Raw genomic sequence first — 22,608 nt, forward strand, 5'->3', positions numbered from 1 at the left:
AACCCGTGTCAGGGTGCCGCCTTCGCCGCGATGGCCTCCAGCACGGGCACGACCGATCCCGGCGAGGGCTGCTCGTCGATCTCCCGGCGCAGCGCGTGCGCGGCGTCCAGGTAGGAGTCGTCGCCGAGGAGCGCGGCCACGTGCTCGCGCACGGCCTCGTCGCCGGCATCGTCCTGAGGCAGGTGGCGGCCGGCGCCCACGGCGACCAGGCGTTCGACGTTGAAGCGGCCTTCGGGGATCTTGGTGATGCCCAGTTGCGGCACGCCCTGCGCTGCCGCGGTCATCATGACCCCGGTGCCTCCGGTGTGGACGACGGCCCGGCAGCTGGGCACGACGCTGCTGAGGGGGACCCAGTCGACGGTACGCACGTTGTCGGGCAGCTCTCCCAGATGGCGGCGGTGCTCCGGCTCCATGGCCCCGACCGTGAGCACGACCTCCACGTCGAGCGAGGCCACGCTGCGCACGACCCCGGCGAACAGCTCGATGATGGAGGTGCCCAGCTTCTTCTGCTGCGAGGTGCCCCACGACACGAGTACGCGCGGTTTTCCGGGCTTCTCGCTCAGCCATTCGGGGACGGTACCGGGCCCGTTGTAGGGCAGGTAGCGCATCGGCGCCCGGTCGATCGCCACCTGCCGGGGCCACCGCAGGCTGGGCGGGCACGGGTCCACCCACACCTCCGGGTGCAGCAGCGGCTCGACGCCCCAGCGGGAGAACAGGTCGAGGTAGCCGGTGCGGTGCTCGGTGCCGACCCAGTCCTTGATGTCGAGGCGCAGCAGGCGCGCGAGGCCGTACAGGTGGCTCACGGTGGGGATGCCCAGGACCTGCCCGGCTACCGGGCCGGCGAAGGTGACCGGGTCGTGGACGATGAGGTCGGGCCGCCACGCGCGGGCGTGGTCGACGAGATCGTCGACCATGTGCTCGCAGACGCTGAACTGCTTGGCGGCCAGTTTGTCGGTGACCCGCATCCACACCGCGTTCTCCGGCTCGCCCTCGGCGGCCGGGCCGGGAACGAAGGTGCCGCTGCGGTACCAGGATTCGGCGTCGATGTCGCGCCCCACCGAGACTCCGGGCAGGCCCGACGCGTGGACGGCGTCCATCAGTGAGGGAGTGCTCGCGAAGCGCACGTCGTGCCCGGCGAGCAGACAGGACCAGGCCAGCGGCACCATCGGGTAGAGGTGCGGTCGCGCCGCATAAGTGGTGAACAGGACACGCATGGACGGCAGCTCCAGATGAGTCGGCAGAAAAGGGGAAGGGGAGGGCACCCGCGCTGTGGCCGGATGCTCGCCCGCGGAACTCAGCGCGCCGCCTCCCTCACGGCGTCGACGAGTCGGGCGTGCGGCACGATGTCAGCCACCCGGTGCACGCCCGACTCGCACAACTCGTCGGCCCCGGTACGCACGGCTCGTGCGAAGGCGCTGATCACACGCGCGAACTGGTCGTCGGGGGCGAGGACGTGCTCGCGGACCCCGTCGGCCCGCTCCACACGTACCAGCGGCCGGTGGCCGGGGGGCGGGGTGAAGGCCCGGTCGAGGGTGAGACGCCCCGTGCTGCCCCACAGCTCGTAGCAGGAGCGGTATGCGTGGTCGATGCCGAAGGTCAGCTGGCCGGTGACGCCCTCGGCCGTACGCAGAAGCACCGCCCCTCCGCTGTCGACCCCTCCGGCGGAGCCGAACCGGAGGACCGACGCCGCGACGTCCACGCCGTCGCCGAGAAAGAGCTCGGCGGCGCGGATCGGGTATCCGGCCACATCGAGCAGCGCACCGCCGCCGAGTTCGGGCCGGTTGCGGATGTCGTCGGGTGGCAGGGCGGGGATGGCGAAGGCGGCGGTGAACGCCCGCAGTTCTCCGATGACGCCCTGCTTGAGCAGGGCGCGGACGCAACGGTGCTGGCTGTGGTGGGTGAACATGTAGTTCTCCACCAGCAGCAGGTGGGACGCGCGGGCCAGCGCCACCAGGCGCGCGGCGGTCGAGGCGTCGACCGCGAGGGGCTTCTCGGCCAGGACGTGCTTGCCCGCCCTCAGCGCCGCCTCGATCCATTCGGCGTGCAGGGCGGCCGGCAGCGGTATGTATACGGCGTCAACGTCCTCGCGTGCCAGCAGCCGCCGGTATCCCTCCACCGGCACACCCCCGAATTGCCGGGTCACCGCCTCAGCCCTGGCGCCTCTGCGGCTGGCCACCGCCGCCAGACGCACCGACGGGTCGGACACGACAGCAGGCAGCATGCGTCGCCTGGCGATGCTCGCGCAGCCCAGGACGCCGAGACCGAGCGGAGGTGCCCCTGGCGGTGCGCCCGCCGGAGCCGGGTCGGGCGGGGTGCCCGGTGTACCGATCTGCGCGGGGCTCATGGGCGATTCCCAACAGGTATGTGTGGACGGTCGGTTACGGGGCCTGCGGGATGCCCAGGCGTCCGGGCTGAGGCCGGACCGCCGGGCATGCGTCGGGGCGCGGGGGCGGCCCGGAGCCGGCCTGCCAGGACCGAACCGACACGCACCGGCGAACGCCGCGTCCCGCCGGGCCCCATGGGGTCAGGGAAGCAGGCCGAGGCCGCCGTCGGCGGTGACGACCTGACCGCGCAGCCAGGCCGCCTCATCCGTGCACAGCAGGGCCACGACATCGGCGACGTCGGCCGGGGTGGTGAGGCGTCCGGCCGGGGTGCGGCGGGCCAGTTCCCGGGCCTGCCGGTAGGCCTGGCCGGTGGTGTGGCCCTTGTCGAGCTTGGCGGTCGAGACCGCGTTGGCGGCGATGCCGTAGGGGCTCAGGGCGACTGCCAGATAGCGCACCAGCGACTCCAGGGCGGCCTTCGCCACCCCCAGCCCCAGGTAGCCGGGCACCACGCGGTGGGCGCCGGTGCTGGAGATCGCAATCACGCGCCCACCGCCTGCCTTCATCAGTTCGGGCAGCAACGGCACCGCGGTCAGCAGCGGGTCCAGCGCGGTGGCCACGTCCCGGTGCAGTGCCGCGAGATCGGCCGCAGCCGGGCCCATCCGGGTCCAGGTTGCCGCGTTGTGGACCAGCACGTCGAGCCGCCCGTACCGCGCCCCGGCCTCCTCCAGGATGCGGGGCAGGGCGCGGGCATCCGACAGGTCACCGCGCACGGCGGTCGCGGTGCCCTTCAACGGCGCGAGTGCGTCGATCGCCCGCTCGGCGTCCTCGTCGCTGTGCCCATAGTTGAGGAGGACGTCGCTCCCGCACGCGCACAGTTTCCGCGCGATGGCCAGCCCCAGGCCCCGGGTCGCCCCCGTCACGAGCGCTACCCGGCCCTCCAGCCCGAGGCTGCTGCCTCCCGTGGACGGCTCACGCAGGCCGCTCACCCCTGCTCCGGCGGCTGCAGCGAGAACAGCACCGGCCCCATCAGGGGCTCCACCTCGGCCAGTTCGGCGAACATGCCGAGATGGCCGCGGAATTCCTCGGACCGCAGCACGGCGAGGTAGGACGGTGCGTCCTGCCACCAGCCGATGTTGATGTACACGTCGGGGGTGCGTGCGGACCGCACCATCTGGGCCCGCTGGAAACCCGGCCGACCGCGCATGAACTCGGCGTGCCCGCGGAACGCCTCCTCGAACTCCGCCGGGTCCTTGCGGAGCGTGAACTTCGTGATGGCGACGACCTGACCGTCTGCTGACGACACGGACTTACCCCCTGTGCGGGCCCGTTCGGCCCTTCGATCGATGAGTGCGTCGCGCAGCCTGCTGCGCTGGATCTTGCCGTTCGCCGAACGTTCGACGGTCATGACCGCCTCGGCGACCTGGATGCGCTGGTAGTACGGGAGGCGGGCGTTGACCTCCGCGAGTACGGCCGCCGGCACGCCCCCTGGCTCCCCCGCCTGGGCCGGCGTTCCGTCGTCGCCGCCCGAGCCGGCCCCCTCACCGGTGGCGGGGAGAGGGGCGGAGCCGGGTGCCAGGACGATGAGCGCGCCGCAGACGGCACCGCTGAGGGGGTGGGGGTAGTCGACGACGGCGCAGTCCGCCACGGCCGGATGGGCCCGCAGCGCCCGCTCCACCTCGGAGGGTGCGACAAGGTAGTTGTCACACTTGAAGACGTCCTTGATGCGGTCGACGAGGAAGAGGTACCCGTCCTCGTCGATCCTGCCCACGTCGCCGGTCGACAGCCATCCCTCATGGTCGACGGGCCCGGCGACGCGCGCGCCGTCGCGCAGGTAGCCGCGCATCACCTGCGGTCCGCGCACCTGGACCTCCCCCGCCTCACCCCTCGGCAGAACCCGGGCGGGGTCGTCGAGGGAGACGATCCGGCACTGCGTGTCGCGCAGCGCCGGCCCGACCGAACCCGGCCGCGGCCGGACCGGACTGTCGGAATGCGTCAGCGGCGAGGTCTCGGCGAGCCCGTAGCCCTGGAAGACCGGCACACCCAGTTGGCCGGCGAGTGTCTCGGCGACGGCGGCCGGCAGGGCCGCACCGCCCGAGGCGACCACGCGGGTGGTGTGCAGGTCCAGGCCCGTGAGGCGCTCGTCGCGGGCGAGGCGGAGCAGCCGCGCGGGGATGCTGTAGTAGTGGGTGGCGCGGTGGTCGTTGGCCGCGTGCAGGGCGGCCACCGGGTCCGGATCGGTGCACAGGATCTGGGTGGCACCGGTCAGGAGCGCGGAATTCATGTGCATCAGGTGGTACTTGGGCAGGTGGTTGAGGACCACCGAGTCCGGCCCCAGTTGGTGGGCTTCCGCCATCTGGGCCGCGTTGACGAGCAGGTTGCGGTGCGTGAGCATCGCGGCCTTCGGCGGCCCTGTGGTGCCGCTCGTGAACTGCAGACACGCCACGTCGTCGGGGATCCCGGGGGTGTCGTGGGCCGCGTGGGCCCGGCCGGGCAGGGGTCCCTCGTCCGGCGCGTCCAGGTCGATGACCGCGGCCAGGTGCGGCAGCCGGTCCCGCAGCGTGGCGAGTTCGGCCGCGACCTCGGTGGTCACGACCGCGACGCGGGCACGAGTGGTGCCGAGCAGATGGTGGAGTTCGTCGGCGCGTACCAGCGGGTTGAGCGGCGCGACGATGTCGCCGCCGCGCACGGTGCCGTAGAACGCGGCCACGAACGGCGTACTGAGCGGCGAGACGACGGCCACCACTGCCCGTCCAGGACCGGCGTGGCGGCGCAGGCGCGCTGCCCAGGCGGTTGCCTCGTCGTCCAGTCGGGCGAAGGTGATCTCGTCGGCCGCCCACGTGTCCGGATCGGAGGCCGGCCTGCCCTGGCGTACCCGGCGGATCGCGGTGCGTTCCGGGTATTGCGCGGCCGCCCGTGTCAGCAGGGCGTCCAGACCACTCGTCTCGGCCGCCGCCCAGCCCAGCCGGCTGCCCTCGGTCCTGAGGCCGGGGACCTGGTGCGCCACAGGGGCGGGGGACGTCCTGTGCGGCCACCCAGAAGCCGTCTCACTCACGGGTGCCGCCCTCCGCGTGGGACTTGGCGAGGCGGAGAGTGGCGAGGCTGTTGCCTCCCAGGGCCGCGCGGACGGCCGCGCGTGCGGCGTCGACGGTGGGCAAGCCGACGTGGTCGGCCAGGGTGCCGGGGTTGAGGACGACGGTGTGGCGGGAGGCGGCGCGTACCCCGTCGACGCCCGCGGTCAGCTGCCACTGACCGGTGTGGGCGGTCATCAGGGCCGGGACTCTGGTCTGTTTGTAGACGATCCTGCCGTCCTCCAGGACGACACGCACGGACTCCGTGGTGTGGACGGTGCCGTCGGGGGCACGGGTGTCCATCGACATCAGCTGGATGCCCGGCTCCTCCTCGACCAGGTCGAGGCGGGCGACGTGCGGCAGCCGCTCGGGCCACAGGTCGCAGCGGCGGATGAAGTCGTGGGCGGCTTGGGCGGATCCGTCGATCGTGACGGCGTCCTCGAAGCTCATCACCAGCTCCGGGCAGCGGACCCTGGTCTCCGCACCGGCTTTCAACGCGGCGAGCTCGGCCGTGCTGTTGCGTTCCACCGCCCGTTCGATCCACTCGACCCCCCGCGGGTCGTCGTCCACCGCGGCGAAGTCGTGCAGCAGCTCGACCGTGCACGAGTCGTCCGGGCCCTCCGAGATCTGCCAGGTGCCTCCCATGGCCGCGACGGGGTGCTGCGAGACGTCCTGGCGGAACGTGATGCGCAGGGCCCGTCGGTCGAGATCCCGTCGGGAGATCCAGGACCGGACCTCGCCGTTGGCCAGGGCCCACAGGCGGATGCGTTCGTGGCTGTCGTCGCCGGCGATCCGCTGGGCATGCACGGTCGGTGTGAACAGGTGCGGCCACAGCGAGACGTCTGCGAGCAGATCGAAGACGACCGCGCCGGGCGCGTCGACCGTGGCCCGATGCCGCGTGACGTGTGTGGTGGGCGGCGAGGCTTGGGGCACGTTTCTCTCCTTCGTGTTCTTCGGTCGGACAGAGCGCCCATCGACGGCGGGAGCGGCGGCAGCGCCAAGGAGCGCCGGCGACACGCTCTGCCCGGCGGCGCGGCGCGAGCCGCTCGACCGGCAGGCGGACGCGGTGCATCCGCCGCGGGCTCCCGCGAGGTCAGTAATTGCCGAGGCCGCCGCAGACGTTGATCGCCTGCGAGGTGATCGAGGCTGCTGCGTCGGTGGTCAGGTAGGCGATCATGGCGGCGACCTCCCCGGGCGTGGAGTACCGCCCCAGGGGGATCTTGGCCTGGAAGCGGCTGAGGACCTCCGCCTCGCTGATCCCCCAGTGTGCGGCGTACCCGGCCCGGACGCCCTGGGCCATCGGGGTTTCCACGTAACCGGGGCACACCGCGTTGACGGTGATGCCCGTCGGGGCCAGCTCGTTGCCCAGGGCCTTGGTGAGGCCGACCACGCCGTGCTTCGACGCGGAGTAGGGGGCGCCAAGCACCACGCCCTGCTTGCCCGCTGTGGAGGCGACGTTGACGATGCGCCCGAAGCCGCGTTCGCGCATTCCCGAAGCCCTCAGGACCTCCCGGGTGACCAGGAAGACGCTGTGCAGATTCGTCGCGATGACATCGAACCACAGCTCGTCGCTCACCTCGGCGGTGACGCCTCCACCGCTGCGGCCCGCATTGTTGACCAGGACGTCAAGGGCGCCGAAGCGCTCCACGGCCGCCTCGACGAGACCGGCCACCTCGTTGGGCTCGCGGACGTCGCAGGGCCCGCCGGCGACATCGAGGCCCTCGTCGCGCAAGCCGCTCACCGTGGCCGCCACCGCGTCCTTGTCCCGCGCGCACAGGAACACGCGTGTCCCGGCCCCGGCGAGCGCGCGGACAGTCTCGAGGCCGATGCCCTTCGTACCGCCGGTGACCAGAGCGGTGCGCCGTTTTTGGCTAGTCATGGACTCGATCCTGCGGTTCGCGCTTAGAGCCCGGCTGGACGCGGGAACGAGCCGCGCCGAGACCCGGCGATTCGCCGCGCGATTACCTCACCCACCCCGCCCCTCACAACCCAGGTGCAGTCAAAATCAACCATAGAGTTGCCAACTGTTTGATTCTCGCTATAGGCGGCTTCGAGGGGGTCTCGCATTCACCGTGAGACCACAGGTAGCTTCGTGACCAACGGGAGACCTGAGGGCCGCCGTGACGAAAAATCGAAAACGGACAAGTTTGGCATGTACTCCGAAAAGCGCGCACCGCGTGATGTCCCACCTGCCGCGCACAGCAGGGCAGAGAAGACGGCGAATCGCCCCAAAAGGCGCATCGCTCGGGAGTCGCCTTTCTCGGCTATGGGGGAAGAGAAGCCATGGAGAAGATCCAGGAAACGCTTCGTTCGCGACAGATCAGCCTGAGAGTTCTCGGGCCGCTTGAAGTGGTCTGCGGTGACGAAACCTGCATTCCCAGCGCACCCAAAGTACGCAGCGTTCTGGCGCTGCTGGCACTCAAGGCGAACCAGGTGGTGGACACCTCCACGATCATCGAGGAATTGTGGGGCGAAAATCCACCGCGCAGCGCCGTAACCACCGCTCAAACATACATCTACCATCTGCGCAGGCTGTTTGTGCGCGAGGTCGGCCCGAAGGCGGACGAACTCTTCATCACCCGCCCGCCCGGCTACACACTGCACGTGGCGGCGGGCAACGTCGATCTGGACGAGTTCGAGGTGCTGGCCCGCCGCGGACGCCGGCTGCTGGCCCAGAAGCAGTACGACGAGGCATCGCTCATCCTGCGCACGGCACTGCGGCGCTGGCGCGGTCCCGCCCTCGCCAACGTCTCTCCGGGACGCATCCTGGAGGGCAACATCACACACCTGGAGGAGCAGCGCCTCCTCGTCACGCAGCTGTGCATCGAGGCGGACCTGCAACTGGGGCGGCACCACGATCTCATAGCCGAACTGCGCGGCCTGGTCGCCCTCCACCCGCTCAACGAGTGGTTCCACGGAAAACTGATTCTCGCGCTCAGCCGTGCGGGGCGCCGCGGTGAATCCCTGCACGCCTACCAGGAACTGCGGCGCATCCTCGACCACGAACTCGGCCTCAGGCCCTCTGTCGAGGTGCAGAAGATCCAGCACGACGTGCTGATGCTGGGCAGCCACACGTAAGAACCGCCCCCGAACACGCCCGCGTCCCCGCGCCCCTCCGACGGGCCGGCGTGGGCAGTGCGGACGGACGGATGCGGTGGTGGCGGACAGCACACGGGACTGGTTGTCCGCCATCGCGACGGCCACTCACGTGTGGGTCCTTCCGTTCCGGACGGCACCTTCCTCGCCTCCCCCGGCCTTGCCGCCGCCCAGGTGTCCCGCTCGGCCGCTCCGCCCGGTGCCGGCACCGCTCTCTCGTCCGCGCCGGACGGCGGGACACGGTCCGCGGCGTGTGCCGTGCGGCTCGCAAGGCCCCTCCCACGAGCGGTCGCGCCGGGGCGGAGGGACGAGGCCGTCACTGCTCGAACGGCACTCGATCCAGGCACGGCACGGTGGTCCGAGCGTGGGGACCGACAGCGGTCCTACGGCTCGTCCCCTGAGCCGAGCCGCGGGCCCGTCGGCGTGCGCATGCGGGAGGCACGAGGCCCCCACTTTGTCCGGAGCCGGGACCGAACCGCAGACAGGACCGATCACTTGGAGACCTCACCATGTACAGACGGGTCGTCATTACCGGTATGGGCGTGCTGGCCCCCGGCGGCGCGGGGGTCAAGGAGTTCTGGTCCCTGATCAGCTCCGGCCGCACCGCGACGCGCACCATCTCGCTTTTCGATGCCTCCGGTTACCGGTCCCGCATCGCCGCCGAGTGCGACTTCGACCCGGCCGAGTACGGGGGTTTCAGCCCCGACGAGACCGAACGCCTGGACCGGGCCGTGCAGTTCGCACTGGTCGCCGCCGACGAGGCCACCCGTGACAGTGGCCTCGACGCGGATTTCGATCCGCTGCGCACCGGCGTCACGCTGGGCAGTGCGGTGGGTTGCACCACCGGCCTGGACCGCGAGTACGCGCACGTCAGCAGGTCCGGACAGGACTGGACGGTCGATCACACCCGCGCCGTTCCCTGGTTGTACGACTACATGGTCCCCAGCTCCATGTCGGCCGAGGTCGCCCGCAGGACCGGCGCCCTCGGGCCGGTGGAGTTGGTGTCGACCGGCTGCACCTCCGGCCTGGACTCGGTGGGCCACGCCGTGGAGCTGATCCGCGAGGGCGCGGCGGACGTCATGATCGCCGGCGCGACCGAGGCCCCGATCTCGCCGATCACCGTGGCCTGCTTCGACGCGATACGCGCCACCTCGCCGCGCAACGACACTCCGGACACCGCGTCCCGGCCCTTCGACCGCACCCGCAACGGCTTCGTCCTTGGCGAGGGCGCCGCCGTCTTCGTCCTGGAGGAACTCGGTCACGCGCGGCGCCGCGGCGCGCGGATGTACGCGGAGGTCGCCGGGTTCGCCACCCGCTGCAACGCCTTCCACATGACCGGCCTGCGGCCCGACGGCCGCGAAATGGCCGAGGCCATCGACCGGGCCCTCGCCCAGGCACGCACCGCCCCCGAGGACGTCGACTACCTCAACGCCCACGGTTCGGGCACACAACAGAACGACCGGCACGAGACCGCGGCGTTCAAGCGCAGCCTCGGCGCCCACGCCTACGCCACCCCGGTCAGTTCCATCAAGTCGATGATCGGCCATGCCCTGGGCGCTGTCGGAGCCCTGGAGATCGCCGCCAGCACACTGGCCATCGACAACAACCTCGTCCCTCCCACTGCCAATCTCAACGAGCCCGACCCCGAACTCGACCTCGACTACACGCCGCTGGTCGCCAGGCCCCGGCAGGTCGACACCGTCGTCTCCGTCGGCAGCGGATTCGGCGGCTTCCAGAGCGCCATGGTGCTCACCACGCCGGAAAGGGACCACATCTGATGCCCACGACCACCCCCTACGCGGCCGCCCGCACCTCCGCGGGCGCCGGGACACCGGCCACGTCCCCGATGCCCGGCGACGCCCCGGCGGGTGCGGCGTACGACCGCCGCGGAGCCGCTCCCCTCATCACCGGGATGGGTGTCGTGGCCCCCAACGGCCTCGGTACACGCGCCTGGTGGCGGGCGACCGTGGAGGGCCGCAGCGGCATCGGCCCGGTCACTCTCTTCGACGCCTCCGGCTACCCCAGCCGGCTCGCCGGCGAGATCCCCGACTACGACCCCACCGCGCACGTGCCCAGCCGGCTCCTGCCGCAGACGGACCGCATGACCCGCCTGGCCCTGTACGCGGCCGCCGAGGCATTTGCGGACGCCGGCATCGATCCGGCGGCCCTCCCCGGCTACGCCGCGGGCGTCGTCACGGCGTCCACAGCCGGCGGCTTCGAGTTCGGCCAACGCGAGTTGCAGGCGCTGTGGAGCAAGGGCAGCCGGTTCGTCAGCGTCTACCAGGCGTTCGCATGGTTCTACGCCGTCAACACCGGCCAGATCTCCATCCGCCATCAGCTCCGCGGCCCGGGCGGCGTACTCGTCTCCGACAGTACCGGGGGCCACGGCGCGCTCGCCGAGGCACGCAGGCACCTGCGCACCGACACGCACACTCTCCTGGCCGGCGGCATCGACTCGACCCTGTGCCCCTGGGCCTGGACCGCACACCTCTCCACGGGCACGCTCTCCACCGGAGACGACCCCGCCACCGCCTACCGGCCCTACGCGTGTGACCCCACTGGCCAGATCATCGGCGAGGGCGGCGCCCTTCTCGTCCTTGAGGACCCGGCCACCGCCCGGGCCCGCGGTGCCCGCTCCTACGGTGCCCTGACCGGCTACGCCACGGCCTTCGATCCGGTCCCCGACCGGCCCGACGGGCTCATCAGGGCGATGCAGCAGGCCCTCTCCGACGCCGGTCTGGACACCGGCGACATCGACATCGTCTTCCTCGACGCCGCCGGCACCGCCGCAGCGGACCGCGCGGAGAGCGAGGCGCTGCGCGACCTCTTCGGCCCGCACGGCGTCCCCGCCACCGCTCCCAAGACCATGACCGGACGCCTCGGCGCCGGCCAGGGTGCCCTCGACATCGCCACCGCCCTGCGGGCCCTCCGCTACGGCACCGTCCCGCCCACCGTCAACACCGTCCCGGACCCGCGCCACGACCTCGACCTCGTCACGGGCCGGCCCCGCCGAGCCCCCCTCACACACGCCCTCGTGATCGGGCGCGGCCACGGCGGCTTCAACGCCGCCACCGTCCTGAGCGCCGAGCCCGCGGTCCCGGGGGCGGCGGGGAACCCGTCCGGCGCGCAGGAGAACGGCGGGCAGCGGTGAGGCCTCCGCCGTCCGGTGACGGCAGCGGGCCCGGTCCGTACGCCCGCTTCCACGACCGGGAACACCACGACGCCCTGGGTCCCTGCCTGCCCGGGGGCGGCGCCGGCCAGGACGAGCGCCGGCCTGAGGGCGACGCGCACGGCCCGGCGGGACAGCACGCGGAACTCCACGCGGACGTGTGCGTCATCGGTGCCGGACCCGCCGGTCTCACCCTGGCGCTGCTCCTCCTGCGCTCCGGAGCCACCGTCGCGGTGGCCGAGCGCTCACGCGGCTTCACCCGCGAGTTCCGTGGGGAGATCCTCCAGCCCGGCGGCCTCCGCGTCCTCGACGACCTCGGTGTCCTCGCCGCTGCCAGCGGACACGGTGCCCAGTCCCACACCGGCTTCCAACTCGTCGACGGCAGACGCATCCTCCTCGACATCGACTACAGCCGCCTGACGGGCCCTCACAACCATCTTCTCGCCCTCAACCAGCGGCACCTGCTGACCGAACTCCTCCACGCCTGCCGGCAACACCCCCGCTTCACCTACCTCTCGGGCCACCGCCTCACCTCCCTCACCACCACCCGGGAGCGCTACACGGCGGCCACCACCCGGCACGCTGCCGGCCACACCACCGTCCACGCACGCGTCATCGTCGGCGCCGACGGACGGTACTCGCAGACCCGGCGACTGGCGGGTATCCGCCACGAGCGCATGGACGTCTTCGACCACGACGTGGTGTGGTTCAAGCTCCGCACCTCAGGCCCCCTCCCCCGCCATGTCCGCGTCCACCGCAACGCCGGGCAGGCGTTCCTCGTCCACGCCTCCCACCCCCGTACCCTCAGCGTCGGATGGACCATCCCCCACCGCAGCTGGAACACCCTCGCCGGCCAGGGCATCGAAGGCGTCAAGGACCGTATCGCCGGCGCCCTGCCCGCCCACCGGCGCCTCGTCCACGACCAACTCGACGGGCTGGGCGACCTCACGCTCCTCGACGTCTTCGCCGCCCGCGCCGGCACCTGGACAGCCCCCGGACTCGTCCTCATCGGCGACGCCGCCCACACCCACAGCCCGCTGGGCGCCCAGGGCATCAACCTCGCCCTGCAGGATGCCGCCACGCTCCATCCCCACCTCCTCGACGTGCTCGGCACCGCGCAGGGCGACCCTCGCGCCGACGAGCTCCTCCACCGGTACGCGCGGCAACGCGCCCCGGCCGTCAACAGCGTCTTCCGGTTCCAGACCGCCCAGGCGAAGACCATGCTCCGGACCAGCCCGCTCGCCGACACCGTGCGTCCGGTCCTCGCCCGGCTCGTCCAGCACACGCCTCTGGGCACCCACCTCACCCACCGCATCGCCCACGGCCGCACGCCCGTCGCCACCAGGACCGACCTCTTCCGCCCGTAGCGGGACAGGGCTGCGCCGCCCCTCAGCCCCGCGGGACGGCACGCGCACCGGTACCCGCCCGCACACTCCGAAAGGACTTCACGATGAGCGACCTGAACACCCGTACGGCCACGACCGCGAACGAACTCCGCACGGAGGTGGAGCACTTCTACGCCCGCCAGATGCAGCTCCTCGACGACCACGCCTGCGAGGAGTGGGCCGACACCTTCACCTCCGACGGGACCTTCGACGCCAACGGGCTGCCGGCGCCCTCCACGGGACGCGCCGCCATCGCCGCCGGCGCCCGCGCCGCCACGAGCCGCCTGGAAGCCGAAGGGCTCGTCCACCGTCACTGGCTCGGCATGCTGACCATCAGCGAGAACGACGACCGGACCATCACCGCGCGCTCGTACGCCCTCGTCGTCCAGACCCGTCTCGGCGGCGGAACGAGCCTGCACCGCAGTACCCTCTGCCACGACGTACTCACCCGCGATGAGAACGGCCGGCTACAGGTGTACCGCCGCACCGTCACCCGGGACGACATCGCCTGACGAGAAAGGACACCCCCCTTTGACCGGCACCTACGCCACCGTCAACGGTCTTCGCACGTACTACGAGGACCACCCGGCGACCTCGCGGGAGCAGGAGTCCGGAACGCCGGCACCGCCGATGCTGCTGCTGCACGGCGGAGGCGTCACCGCGGACAGCTGGTCCGTCCACCTGCCCGCGCTCACCGCCCAGCACCGCGTCCTCGTGCCGGAGCGACGCGGCCACGGGCGGACCCAGGACCTGCCGGGCCCTTTCACCTACCGCACCATGGCCGAGGACACCGCCGCCCTGATCGACCACCTGGGCACCGGCCCCGTCCACGCCGTCGGCTGGAGCGACGGCGGCGTGGTCGCCCTCCATCTCGCGCTGCACAGGCCCGACCTCGTACGGACCCTGACAGTCATCGGCACATCGACCGACGAGGGCGTCGAGGCTTCCACGCAGGCCCTCTTCACCGACTCGGAGGAGAACCGGCAGCTCCTGAGCGCCATGTTCCAGGCGCCGTACGCGGCGCTCTCCCCGGACGGCCCCGGTCACTTCCCGGTCGTCCTCGGCAAGCTCACGGACATGTGGCGGCAGGGGCCCGAACTCGCCCTGAACGACCTCAAAGACATCCCCACGCCCACGCTCGTCGCCATCGGCGACCACGACGAGGTAACCGTCGGGCACGCCGACGCCATGGCGCGCGCCCTCCCCCAGGCGCAACTCGCGGTCGTGCCCGGCACCACCCACGCCCTCCCGCTCGAAAAGCCGCATCTCGTCGGCGAGCTCGTCCTCGGCTTCGTCTCGGCCCCCGTCATGCCGGGCCCGGACTTCGGCTGACGCCTCCGCGCGCGCCCCGCCCGGGGAGCCCGGGCGGGGCGGTGCCGCCCCGCGGGCCGCGCTCGGGAGCCGGGCCCGCGAGGTTCCAGGAACCGCGGCGGGGACGTGCGCCCAAGGCCCCGTCGCGCAAGTGCCCGCACCGGCCACGGCCACAGCGCACGCCGGGGCCACGGCTGTCCGACGCCCACGCGGCAACCTCCGCGGAACCCACCGCCCACCCCGGTCCTGCACCGTGTTGTGTCCGCCGTCGGCGACACCGGCGCCGCCGAACACACGAGCGCGGAGCGGCGCAGCCCTGGCGCCGCGCCGCTCCGCGCTGCCCACCTCTGCCTGCTGTTCGTCCGCACCGCCTCCGGGAACACCCCGTCCCCCATCGGACGCCTGCTGGAGTGGGCGACCGGCGGCTCCATCAGCGCTCGGGCGCTCTTCGACGGCTCCACGGCAGGGTCGCTGGCCAGGGCGACGCCTCTACAGCAAAGGAGCCACTTGGCCATGCGTGGCATCATCCTCGCCGGAGGGACGGGCAGCCGACTGCGCCCCGTCACCCAAGGCGTGTCCAAACATCTGCTCCCGGTCTACGACAAACCCATGGTGTACTACCCGCTGTCCGTCCTCATGCTGGCGGGGATCCGCGACATTCTCGTCATCTCGACGCCCGGCGACCTTCCACTCTTCCAGCGTCTCCTCGGGGACGGCAGCAGCCTCGGCATCAACCTGACCTATGCGCCGCAGGCCGCTCCGCGCGGCATCGCCGAAGCCTTCGTCATCGCGGCACCGTTCCTCGACGGCGAGCCGTGTGCGCTGGTCCTCGGCGACAACATCTTCCACGGCAACCACCTGTCCGAGCTGCTGTGCACACACACCCGCCTCACCGACGGCTGCGTGCTGTTCGCGCACCCCGTCGCGGACCCGGAACGCTACGGGATCGGGGAGGTCGACACAGCGGGACGGCTGATCCACTTGGAGGAGAAGCCCGTGACGGCGCGGTCGAACCTCGCCATCACGGGGCTGTACTTCTACGACGGCCAGGTCGTGGACATCGCACGCGGCCTGCGCCCATCGCCCCGCGGCGAACTGGAGATCACCGACATCAACCTGCACTACCTCGCCGCAGGACAGGCGCGACTCGTGAATCTGGGACGCGGATTCTCCTGGCTCGACGCCGGGACGTACGACTCCCTCATGGATGCCGGGCAGTACATCCAGACCCTGGAGCGCCGGCAGGGCATCCGCATCGCGTGTCTGGAGGAGATCGCGCTGCGCAGGGGCTACATCAGTCCCGACGACTGCTACCGGCTCGGCGAGCGGCTTTCGAACTCACCGTACGGCCAGTACGTGATGGACACCGCCCACAGCGCCGGCACGCTCGTCGCCGCTCCCTAGAGCCCCGCACCACCACGATCAGCCCCACCACTCGACCGAACAGGGATGACAGCCATGCGACTGTTGGTCACCGGGGCAGCCGGGTTCATCGGCTCCCACTACGTACGCTGCCTCCTCGGGGGCTCGTACGCCGGCCACGCCGACGAGCACGTCACCGTCCTCGACAAGCTCACCTACGCGGGCAACCGCGCCAATCTGCCGCAGCAGCGGCGTCTGACGTTCGTGCGCGGCGACATCTGCGACCGGGATCTCCTGCTCGAACTGCTGCCCGGCCACGACGCCGTGGTGCACTTCGCAGCCGAGTCCCACGTCGACCGCTCCCTCGACTCCGCCGACGCCTTCGTCCGCACGAACGTCGGCGGCACGCAGACCCTCCTCGACGCTTGCCGGGCCACGGGAGTGGACCGTGTCGTGCACGTGTCCACCGACGAGGTCTACGGCACCATCACGACCGGTTCCTGGACCGAGTCGAGCCCTCTGCTGCCCAACTCCCCCTACGCCGCGTCCAAGGCGGCCTCCGAGCTGGTCGCCCGGGCGGCCTGGCGCACCCACGGCCTGGACGTGTCCGTGACGCGCTGCACCAACAACTACGGTCCCTGCCAGCACCCCGAGAAGCTCATCCCGCACTTCACCACACGCCTCCTGCAGGGCAGGCGGCTGCCGCTGTACGGCGACGGCCGCAACGTGCGCGAGTGGCTGCACGTCGACGACCACTGCCGCGCCGTCCACCTGGTCCTCACCAAGGGCCGGGCCGGGGAGACGTACAACATCGGCGGCGGTGACGAGCACAGCAACCACGACATCACGGGGATGCTCCTCGACCTGTTCGGCGCCGGCTGGGACCGCGTTCGGCACGTCACCGACCGCAAGGGCCACGACCTGCGTTACAGCCTCGACGACACCAAGATCCGGACGGAACTCGGCTACCGCCCCTGCGTCCCCTTCGAACAGGGCCTCGCCGACACCGTCCGCTGGTACCGCGACCACCCGGACTGGTGGAAACCCCTGACCGAAGGAGAGGAGCAGGCAGCATGAAAGCCGTCCCGCCGTCCGTCCTCGTCGTCGGCGCAGGCCCCGTCGGCCTGACCGCAGCCCACGAACTCGCCCGACACGGCGTCTCGGTACGCGTCGTCGATCGCGCACCAGGGCCCGCGACCACGTCGCGCGCCCTGGCCACCCATGCCCGGACCCTGGAGGTCTACGACCAGATCGGCATCCTCGACGAGCTCCTGCCCCGCGGACAGCGCGTCGAGCACTTCACCCTGCACCAGAACGGCCGCCGCCTCGTACGGTTCGACACCGACTACAGCCATCTCCCCACCCGCTTCCCCTACACCCTCATGGTCGACCAGACCATCACCGAGGAGGTCCTGCGCGCCTCGGCCGCACGCCACGGTGTCACCGTCGAGTGGGGTGTCGAAGTCGAGACCTTCCAGGACCTGGGCGACGGCGTCGAGGTCCGGCTGCGCCGTCCCGACGGCACGCCGGAGCACGCGCGCGCCGAATGGCTCGTCGGCTGCGACGGCGGCCACAGCACCGTACGCAAGCAACTCGGCCTCCCCCTCAGCGGGACCTCGAACGAGAGGTGGCTCATCGCCGACGCCCACATCGACACACCGCTGCGCCGCGACTCCATCCACTGGCTGCGCACCCGGAAGGGCACCATCATGCTCGTGCCCTTCCCCGCTCCGGGCAAGTGGCGCCTCCTCGACACCGCCGAGACGCACTACACCAGCGAGACGGCTCTCGCCGAGCGCTTCTCACGCAAGATCACCGACGGCAGCGGGCTGCCTGCCACCGTCCACACACCCGACTGGATCTCCGTCTTCACCATCCAGCAGCGCATGATCCACCGCATGCGCGTCGGCCGCTGCCTTCTCGCAGGCGATGCCGCACACGTCCACAGCCCCGCCTCCGGGCAGGGCATGAACACCGGCATCCAGGACGCGGTCAACCTCGCCTGGCGCCTCGCAGCCGTCCACCACGGTGCTTCCCCGACCTTCCTGGACGCCTACAGCGCGGAGCGCGTCCCGATCGGCGCCGCTCTGCTGGAGACGACCGGCCGTGCCACGGTCATGATCCAGCAGCGCAGTCCGTACATCGCCGCGATCCTGCGTGCCGCCACCACCGTCGTCCGCAGTGTGCCACCCCTCAAAGCGAGGATCCAACGCACGATCATGGGTGGGATGTCGGCACTCGATCTCGTCTACCGGGACCCGGCGCCCCGTGTCTCCCCCTCCACCACCGACGGCGTCGGACAGCGCCTGGCCCGCGTGACCTCGCAACGCCTCGCGGACTCGCCCGGCTGGCAGAGCGTCCTGACCGCGCTGCGCGACCCCCGCTGGACGCTCGTCATCGCCTCCCCGCGAGCCGGCTCACCGCCGCCCTGGCTCGACGCCCATCGAGACAGACTCACGACCGTCACCACCGACGACGCGGCGGTCCTCCACGATCTCGGTCTGGGTCCGGACGGCTGGATCCTCGCCCGCCCCGACGGATACGTCGCCGCGCGCGGCAGCCGACTCGACGCGGCGGCGCTCGCCGCCCTTCTCCCCGCTTCGGATATGGCCTCGTACAGAGGTGCCCCGTCGTGAGGTGACAGGGCGTCCCGGCCGGGCGGCAGCCCGAAGTCCGCGACCGGGCACGGCCGTTCGGCCGGATGGTCGCGCCCGTCGTCGGCGCGCCTGCGCCCGGGACGCGAGGCGCCCGGCGGCCGCCACCCGTTGCGTCCGGGGCGAGGTCCTGCGCGGCCACGTGCAACGGCGTCGCAGCGCACGCCGTCCCGGATCGTGGGACTCGTCCGCTCCGCCGCGCGCCCCGGACGACGGCTCGCCACGGCGGCGTCTCCCGGCGCCTGCTCAAGGCCCCCGGGCGGGATCCGATCCCGACGGAGGTCCTCAGGCACGCCGCGGCAGGAACCCGGCAGCGCTCCTCGTGTCGTCCTGCCGCCCCGCCTGCGACCTGAGCCGGGCGTACAGCGCGCGGCACTCCTGGTAATCCGCCAACAGCCCCCGGTCCGCCGCCTCGCGCACGCTCGGCGCCTCCGCGTCCTTCCGCGACAGCAGCGGTGGGCCGCTCAGAACACTCGCCCAGGGCACGCCCAGTCCGGGATCGAACGGGTCGATCCCGAACTGCGTGCCCGGCACGAACTCGGTCGAGCACAGATAGCAGATGCTGGCGTCGTCCGTCAGCGCCAGGAAGCCGTGCGCCAGCCCCTCCGCGACATAGACGGCGGTACCCTCACGGGCGTCCAGCCGCGTCACGTCGTACGTGCCGAAGGCAGGCGAACCGGGGCGTACGTCCACGACGACGTCCCACAGGACACCCCGGACGCATGTCACCAACTTGGCCTGGGCAGGCGGGTGTCGCACCCCGTGCAGGCCCCGCAACGTATCGCGGGCCGACACCGAGTAGTTCACCTGGAGCGGGCAGAAGACATGCCCGGTGGCATCGGCCAGCTCCGTGTACTTGTACGACTCGTAGAAACATCCCCGCTCGTCCCTGATCAATCGCGGGAGCAGACGGTACGCGTCCGGCACGGCCATTTCCTCGATGTCCATGAGCGGGACAGTAGAGGCCGTCATTCGAGCGGATCTCAAGTCCCGATGCGCATGATGCTCACGTTGCCGGGCCAGAAGCAGGGGAGGCACTCACGTGTCCGTGATCGTCCTGGGCGCATCGGGTTTCGTCGGTCGCGCCGTGTGCGAGGCATTCGCGGCCCGGGGCGGCCGTGTCCTCGGCATCAGCAGGTCCCCCGTTCCTGAGCCGCTGCCGGCCCCCTCGGGGACCGTACGCTACCGGCGGCTCTCCCTGACGCGTTCCCCCGTCCACGAGGTCGCCGCGCTCCTGTACGCCCACGCCGCGGACGTCGTCGTGAACGCGGCCGGCGCCGTCTGGGGAGTGTCGGCCGAGCAGTTGGAGGAGGGCAACGTCACCCTCACCCGCCGCCTGCTGTCCGCCCTCGCAGGGCTCGACTCCCCCCAGCGCCCCCGCCTGATCCACCTGGGGTCGGCGCAGGAGTACGGGCCAGGCACGCCCGGCCTCGCCGTACGGGAGGACACACCACCGCGGCCCGTGAGCGCCTACGGGCGCGCCAAGCTCCTCGCCACCGAGGCCGTACTGGCCGCGGTGCGGGAAGGACGGGTGGACGCGACCGTCCTGCGAGTCGCGAACGTCTGCGGTCCCCGCTCCCCGCGCAACAGCCTCCTCGGCCTGATCGCGGCTCACCTGGCCGAGGCCGCCCGCAACCCGGGAACACCGCCCGCACCCCTCCGTCTCGCTCCGCTGCGCGCCCGGCTCGACTTCGTCGACGTACGTGACGTCGCGTCCGCCGTGGCCAGGGCGGCGGACGCGCCTCCGCACGAACGGCTCCTCAACATCGGGCGCGGCGAGGCGGTCAGTGTGAGTACCCTCGTGGCCGGACTCATCGGCCTCAGCGGCCTGGACATGCCCGTGGTCGAGAGATCACCGGCTCACACCGACCGCAACGGGATCGAGTGGCAGCAGCTCGACACAGAACGCGCCCGGACGTTGCTCGGCTGGAAGCCCGCCCACTCGCTGGAGGAGTCGCTGAAGGACCTGCTCGCCGCGGCCCACCGGCAGGAGCCGGACGCGCGCATCGGCCTCGGGCTCCGCTGACCCCGGCACCCGCAGACTGCCGCTGCCACTGCCACTGCCACTGCCACTGCCACATGATGCCCGCAGCGGCGTCCCGCCTGCAGTCTCCCACTGATCGTCACCGCCACATCACCCGTGGCCCGACGGCCGCCGCAGCCGCCGTCGTCCGCATCCGGACAAGGAGAACGGCCCTATGAGCGCACCGGTGCTCAGCACCCGCGAACCAGCCCCGCCCGCACACATAGATGCCGTCGCCGACGGCATCTATGCATACGTCCAGCCTCACGGCGGCTGGTGTGTCAGCAACTCGGGGATCATCGTCGGCGACCGGCTCAGCGCCCTCATCGACTCCACCGCCACCGAGCGGCGTGCCCGGTCGCTGCGCGGCGCGCTCACCGCGGTCACCGAGACTCCGCCGCGCATCCTGATCAACACCCACTCCCACGGCGATCACACCTTCGGCAACGCTGTCTTCGCCCCGGAGGCCACGATCGTCGCCCACCACTTGGCCCGCGACGAGATGATCGAGAACGGCGAAGGCCTCAAAACCCTGTGGTCCGACGTCGATTGGGGAGTCTCCCCGGTCGTGCCACCCGACCTCACCTTCACCGACAGGATGCAGCTGCACGTCGGGGGGCACGACGCACACCTGCTGCACGTGGGGCCCGCCCACACCACCAACGACACCGTCGTCTGGCTCCCCGAGCAGCGAGTCCTCTTCGCCGGCGACGTGCTGTGGAACGGCGTCACCCCGTTCGTGATGATGGGCTCCGTCAGCGGCGCCCTGCGCGCTGTGTCCCGTCTGCGGGCTCTCGAACCGCTCGTCGTGGTACCGGGGCACGGCGCCGTCGGCGGCCCCGAGATCCTCGACGCCACCGAGGCGTACCTCAGCTGGCTCCTCGACCTCGCGCGCACCGGTCTGCGCGACGGGACCACCCCCCTCGAACTCGCCCGGCGCACCGACCTCGGCCGGTTCGGCCGCCTCCTCGACCCCGAGCGCCTCGTGGGCAACCTGCACCGTGCGGCGGCCGAACTCGCCGGGCTCCCGGAGGGCGCCGCGCTGCCCGTACCCGACCTGTTCGCCGAGCTGGTGCAGTTCAACGGCGGCCGGCCGCTCCGCTGCTGCGCCTGACAAACCACCGGGTCGGCCGAGGGGCGCTCCCCCTCGACGGCCTGTTGCGCGCTCTCCTGGGCTGATGAGGAGGAGCTGATGAGGAGGAGGGGCGGTCGAGTACGAGTGCGGCGGCTTCGTCTGCCGTCCGGACAGTCACTCGGCGTCATCGGCACGGCCAGCCGTGGACGCGGGCGCCGCTCACGCGCCTGGGCTGCGGCGTTTGCCTCTCGGACCTGGTGTTTGTAGCGTCTGATGAGCCGTCTGTGACAGAGAGAGGTGCCGTGTGAGCACGTCGCAGGATCGCCAGAACCGGATCGTCACGTCACGGGCGCACTCCGCCCGCGTCTACGACTACATCCTGGGCGGAAAAGACCACTACCCGGTCGACATCAAGGCCGGCGACGCCATGTGCGAGCACTGGCCCGCGCTGCCCGTGCACATGCGGGAGAACCGGCGCTTCATGCACCGGGCCGCCCGCTTCCTCGCCGAGGAGCAGGGGGTGCGCCAGTTCCTCGACATCGGGACCGGCCTGCCGACCTCGCCGAACCTGCACGAGGTGGTGCAGGAGGCGGCGCCCGAGTCGCATGTGGTCTACGTCGACAACGACCCCATCGTCCTCGCCCACGCGCGTGCCCTGCTCCAGAGCTCCCCCGAGGGCGCCACGGCCTATGTGGACGCCGACATGCACGACCCTGACACCATCCTGGACAGCTCCGAGTTCCGCGACCTCGTCGCCCTGGACCGGCCCGTGGGCCTGATGGTCATCGGCATCATGCACTTCATCCTGCCGCCCGACGACCGGCGCCTCGTCCGGCGGCTGCTCGACCCGCTGCCGTCGGGCAGCTATCTGGCGATGACCATCGGCACCGCGGACTTCGCCCCCGAGGAGGTCGGCCGGGTGGCCGAGGAGTACGGGCGGCAGGGCATGCCGATGGCCCTGCGGGACCTCGCCACGGCCACGTCGTTCTTCGACGGCCTCGACCTGGTCGAACCCGGGGTCACCCAGGTCCACACCTGGCGTCCCGGGCCCGAGCAGGCCGCCATCGACGACCGGGACATCGCGATGTACGGAGCCGTGGCGCGGAAGCCCTGAAGCGCGGCGGGCTCCCGCCGGGCGCCG

Annotated in this window: 19 protein-coding genes; 12 read left to right on the forward strand and 7 right to left on the reverse strand. The window is 71.7% G+C overall.

Annotation, left to right across the window (positions count from 1 at the left end):
- Positions 1-8 precede the first annotated feature (8 nt).
- The 6 genes from ABEA77_RS12380 to ABEA77_RS12405 all read right to left on the reverse strand — a co-directional run bounded on the left by ABEA77_RS12380 (position 9) and on the right by ABEA77_RS12405 (position 7,271).
- The gene (locus ABEA77_RS12380) at positions 9-1,214 is read right to left on the reverse strand and encodes a nucleotide disphospho-sugar-binding domain-containing protein (RefSeq protein WP_345645375.1); all 1,206 of its coding nucleotides are present in this window, start codon (positions 1,212-1,214) and stop codon (positions 9-11) included.
- A gap of 80 nt (positions 1,215-1,294) precedes the next feature.
- On the reverse strand, positions 1,295-2,344 hold the full coding sequence (locus tag ABEA77_RS12385; RefSeq protein WP_345645378.1) for a Gfo/Idh/MocA family protein: 1,050 nt from the start codon (positions 2,342-2,344) through the stop codon (positions 1,295-1,297).
- A gap of 180 nt (positions 2,345-2,524) precedes the next feature.
- Positions 2,525-3,310 (reverse strand): SDR family oxidoreductase, encoded by a 786-nt coding sequence (locus ABEA77_RS12390; RefSeq protein ID WP_345645381.1) that lies wholly within the window; start codon positions 3,308-3,310, stop codon positions 2,525-2,527.
- Positions 3,307-5,328 carry an AMP-binding protein gene (locus ABEA77_RS12395; protein WP_345645384.1) on the reverse strand — a complete coding sequence of 674 codons (2,022 nt, stop codon included), beginning with the start codon at positions 5,326-5,328 and terminating at the stop codon, positions 3,307-3,309. Before ABEA77_RS12395 ends, ABEA77_RS12390 begins: the two co-directional genes overlap by 4 nt.
- A gap of 40 nt (positions 5,329-5,368) precedes the next feature.
- On the reverse strand, positions 5,369-6,325 hold the full coding sequence (locus tag ABEA77_RS12400; RefSeq protein WP_345645387.1) for an aromatase/cyclase: 957 nt from the start codon (positions 6,323-6,325) through the stop codon (positions 5,369-5,371).
- Positions 6,326-6,485: 160 nt separating this feature from the next.
- Positions 6,486-7,271: an SDR family NAD(P)-dependent oxidoreductase gene (locus ABEA77_RS12405; RefSeq protein ID WP_345645390.1), complete on the reverse strand. Its 786-nt coding sequence runs from the start codon at positions 7,269-7,271 to the stop codon at positions 6,486-6,488.
- A 404-nt stretch (positions 7,272-7,675) separates the two neighbouring features.
- Here ABEA77_RS12405 and ABEA77_RS12410 point away from each other — a divergent pair, with 404 nt between their 5' ends.
- From ABEA77_RS12410 to ABEA77_RS12450, 9 genes are all read left to right on the forward strand, one after another.
- Positions 7,676-8,470 carry an AfsR/SARP family transcriptional regulator gene (locus tag ABEA77_RS12410; RefSeq protein ID WP_345645393.1) on the forward strand — a complete coding sequence of 265 codons (795 nt, stop codon included), beginning with the start codon at positions 7,676-7,678 and terminating at the stop codon, positions 8,468-8,470.
- Positions 8,471-8,997: 527 nt separating this feature from the next.
- Entirely contained in the window at positions 8,998-10,266 is a 1,269-nt protein-coding gene (locus ABEA77_RS12415; protein ID WP_345645396.1) for a beta-ketoacyl-[acyl-carrier-protein] synthase family protein, read from the forward strand.
- Positions 10,267-10,334: 68 nt separating this feature from the next.
- On the forward strand, positions 10,335-11,639 hold the full coding sequence (locus ABEA77_RS12420) for a ketosynthase chain-length factor (protein WP_345645542.1): 1,305 nt from the start codon (positions 10,335-10,337) through the stop codon (positions 11,637-11,639).
- Positions 11,636-13,024, forward strand: coding sequence for an FAD-dependent monooxygenase (locus ABEA77_RS12425; protein ID WP_345645399.1), 1,389 nt, complete (start codon positions 11,636-11,638; stop codon positions 13,022-13,024). Before ABEA77_RS12420 ends, ABEA77_RS12425 begins: the two co-directional genes overlap by 4 nt.
- A gap of 83 nt (positions 13,025-13,107) precedes the next feature.
- On the forward strand, positions 13,108-13,554 hold the full coding sequence (locus tag ABEA77_RS12430) for a nuclear transport factor 2 family protein (protein ID WP_345645401.1): 447 nt from the start codon (positions 13,108-13,110) through the stop codon (positions 13,552-13,554).
- A gap of 19 nt (positions 13,555-13,573) precedes the next feature.
- Complete coding sequence (locus tag ABEA77_RS12435; protein WP_345645403.1) at positions 13,574-14,374, forward strand: alpha/beta fold hydrolase; 801 nt, start codon at positions 13,574-13,576, stop codon at positions 14,372-14,374.
- A 492-nt stretch (positions 14,375-14,866) separates the two neighbouring features.
- A complete protein-coding gene (rfbA, locus tag ABEA77_RS12440; protein WP_345645404.1) occupies positions 14,867-15,757 on the forward strand; it encodes a glucose-1-phosphate thymidylyltransferase RfbA in 891 nt (296 codons plus the stop codon).
- A 54-nt stretch (positions 15,758-15,811) separates the two neighbouring features.
- Positions 15,812-16,792, forward strand: coding sequence for a dTDP-glucose 4,6-dehydratase (gene rfbB / locus ABEA77_RS12445; RefSeq protein ID WP_345645406.1), 981 nt, complete (start codon positions 15,812-15,814; stop codon positions 16,790-16,792).
- Complete coding sequence (locus ABEA77_RS12450) at positions 16,789-18,351, forward strand: FAD-dependent oxidoreductase (RefSeq protein ID WP_345645407.1); 1,563 nt, start codon at positions 16,789-16,791, stop codon at positions 18,349-18,351. The genes rfbB and ABEA77_RS12450 overlap by 4 nt, the downstream gene beginning before the upstream one ends.
- Positions 18,352-18,654: 303 nt before the next feature.
- On the opposite strand, the gene ABEA77_RS12455 is transcribed toward ABEA77_RS12450, so the two are convergent.
- Entirely contained in the window at positions 18,655-19,317 is a 663-nt protein-coding gene (locus ABEA77_RS12455; protein WP_345645409.1) for a dTDP-4-dehydrorhamnose 3,5-epimerase family protein, read from the reverse strand.
- Positions 19,318-19,411: 94 nt separating this feature from the next.
- Between ABEA77_RS12455 and ABEA77_RS12460 the strand changes: the two genes are divergently transcribed.
- The 3 genes from ABEA77_RS12460 (at position 19,412) to ABEA77_RS12470 (ending at position 22,581) form a co-directional block, all read left to right on the forward strand.
- Complete coding sequence (locus ABEA77_RS12460; RefSeq protein WP_345645412.1) at positions 19,412-20,395, forward strand: NAD-dependent epimerase/dehydratase family protein; 984 nt, start codon at positions 19,412-19,414, stop codon at positions 20,393-20,395.
- Positions 20,396-20,567: 172 nt separating this feature from the next.
- Complete coding sequence (locus tag ABEA77_RS12465) at positions 20,568-21,506, forward strand: MBL fold metallo-hydrolase (protein ID WP_345645415.1); 939 nt, start codon at positions 20,568-20,570, stop codon at positions 21,504-21,506.
- A 265-nt stretch (positions 21,507-21,771) separates the two neighbouring features.
- Positions 21,772-22,581 carry an SAM-dependent methyltransferase gene (locus ABEA77_RS12470; RefSeq protein ID WP_345645418.1) on the forward strand — a complete coding sequence of 270 codons (810 nt, stop codon included), beginning with the start codon at positions 21,772-21,774 and terminating at the stop codon, positions 22,579-22,581.
- Positions 22,582-22,608 lie beyond the last annotated feature (27 nt).

The sequence above is a fragment of the Streptomyces tremellae genome (assembly GCF_039540215.1).
Taxonomy (GTDB): domain Bacteria; phylum Actinomycetota; class Actinomycetes; order Streptomycetales; family Streptomycetaceae; genus Streptomyces; species Streptomyces tremellae.

Coding starts and splice junctions, on each gene's coding strand:
- ABEA77_RS12465 (WP_345645415.1), top strand. CDS start 20,568: ATGAGCGCACCGGTGCTCAGCACCCGCGAACCAGCCCCGCCCGCACAC.
- ABEA77_RS12415 (WP_345645396.1), top strand. CDS start 8,998: ATGTACAGACGGGTCGTCATTACCGGTATGGGCGTGCTGGCCCCCGGC.
- ABEA77_RS12455 (WP_345645409.1), bottom strand. CDS start 19,317: ATGGACATCGAGGAAATGGCCGTGCCGGACGCGTACCGTCTGCTCCCG.
- rfbB (WP_345645406.1), top strand. CDS start 15,812: ATGCGACTGTTGGTCACCGGGGCAGCCGGGTTCATCGGCTCCCACTAC.
- ABEA77_RS12380 (WP_345645375.1), bottom strand. CDS start 1,214: ATGCGTGTCCTGTTCACCACTTATGCGGCGCGACCGCACCTCTACCCG.
- ABEA77_RS12410 (WP_345645393.1), top strand. CDS start 7,676: ATGGAGAAGATCCAGGAAACGCTTCGTTCGCGACAGATCAGCCTGAGA.
- ABEA77_RS12385 (WP_345645378.1), bottom strand. CDS start 2,344: ATGAGCCCCGCGCAGATCGGTACACCGGGCACCCCGCCCGACCCGGCT.
- ABEA77_RS12420 (WP_345645542.1), top strand. CDS start 10,335: ATGCCCGGCGACGCCCCGGCGGGTGCGGCGTACGACCGCCGCGGAGCC.
- ABEA77_RS12430 (WP_345645401.1), top strand. CDS start 13,108: ATGAGCGACCTGAACACCCGTACGGCCACGACCGCGAACGAACTCCGC.
- ABEA77_RS12405 (WP_345645390.1), bottom strand. CDS start 7,271: ATGACTAGCCAAAAACGGCGCACCGCTCTGGTCACCGGCGGTACGAAG.
- ABEA77_RS12450 (WP_345645407.1), top strand. CDS start 16,789: ATGAAAGCCGTCCCGCCGTCCGTCCTCGTCGTCGGCGCAGGCCCCGTC.
- rfbA (WP_345645404.1), top strand. CDS start 14,867: ATGCGTGGCATCATCCTCGCCGGAGGGACGGGCAGCCGACTGCGCCCC.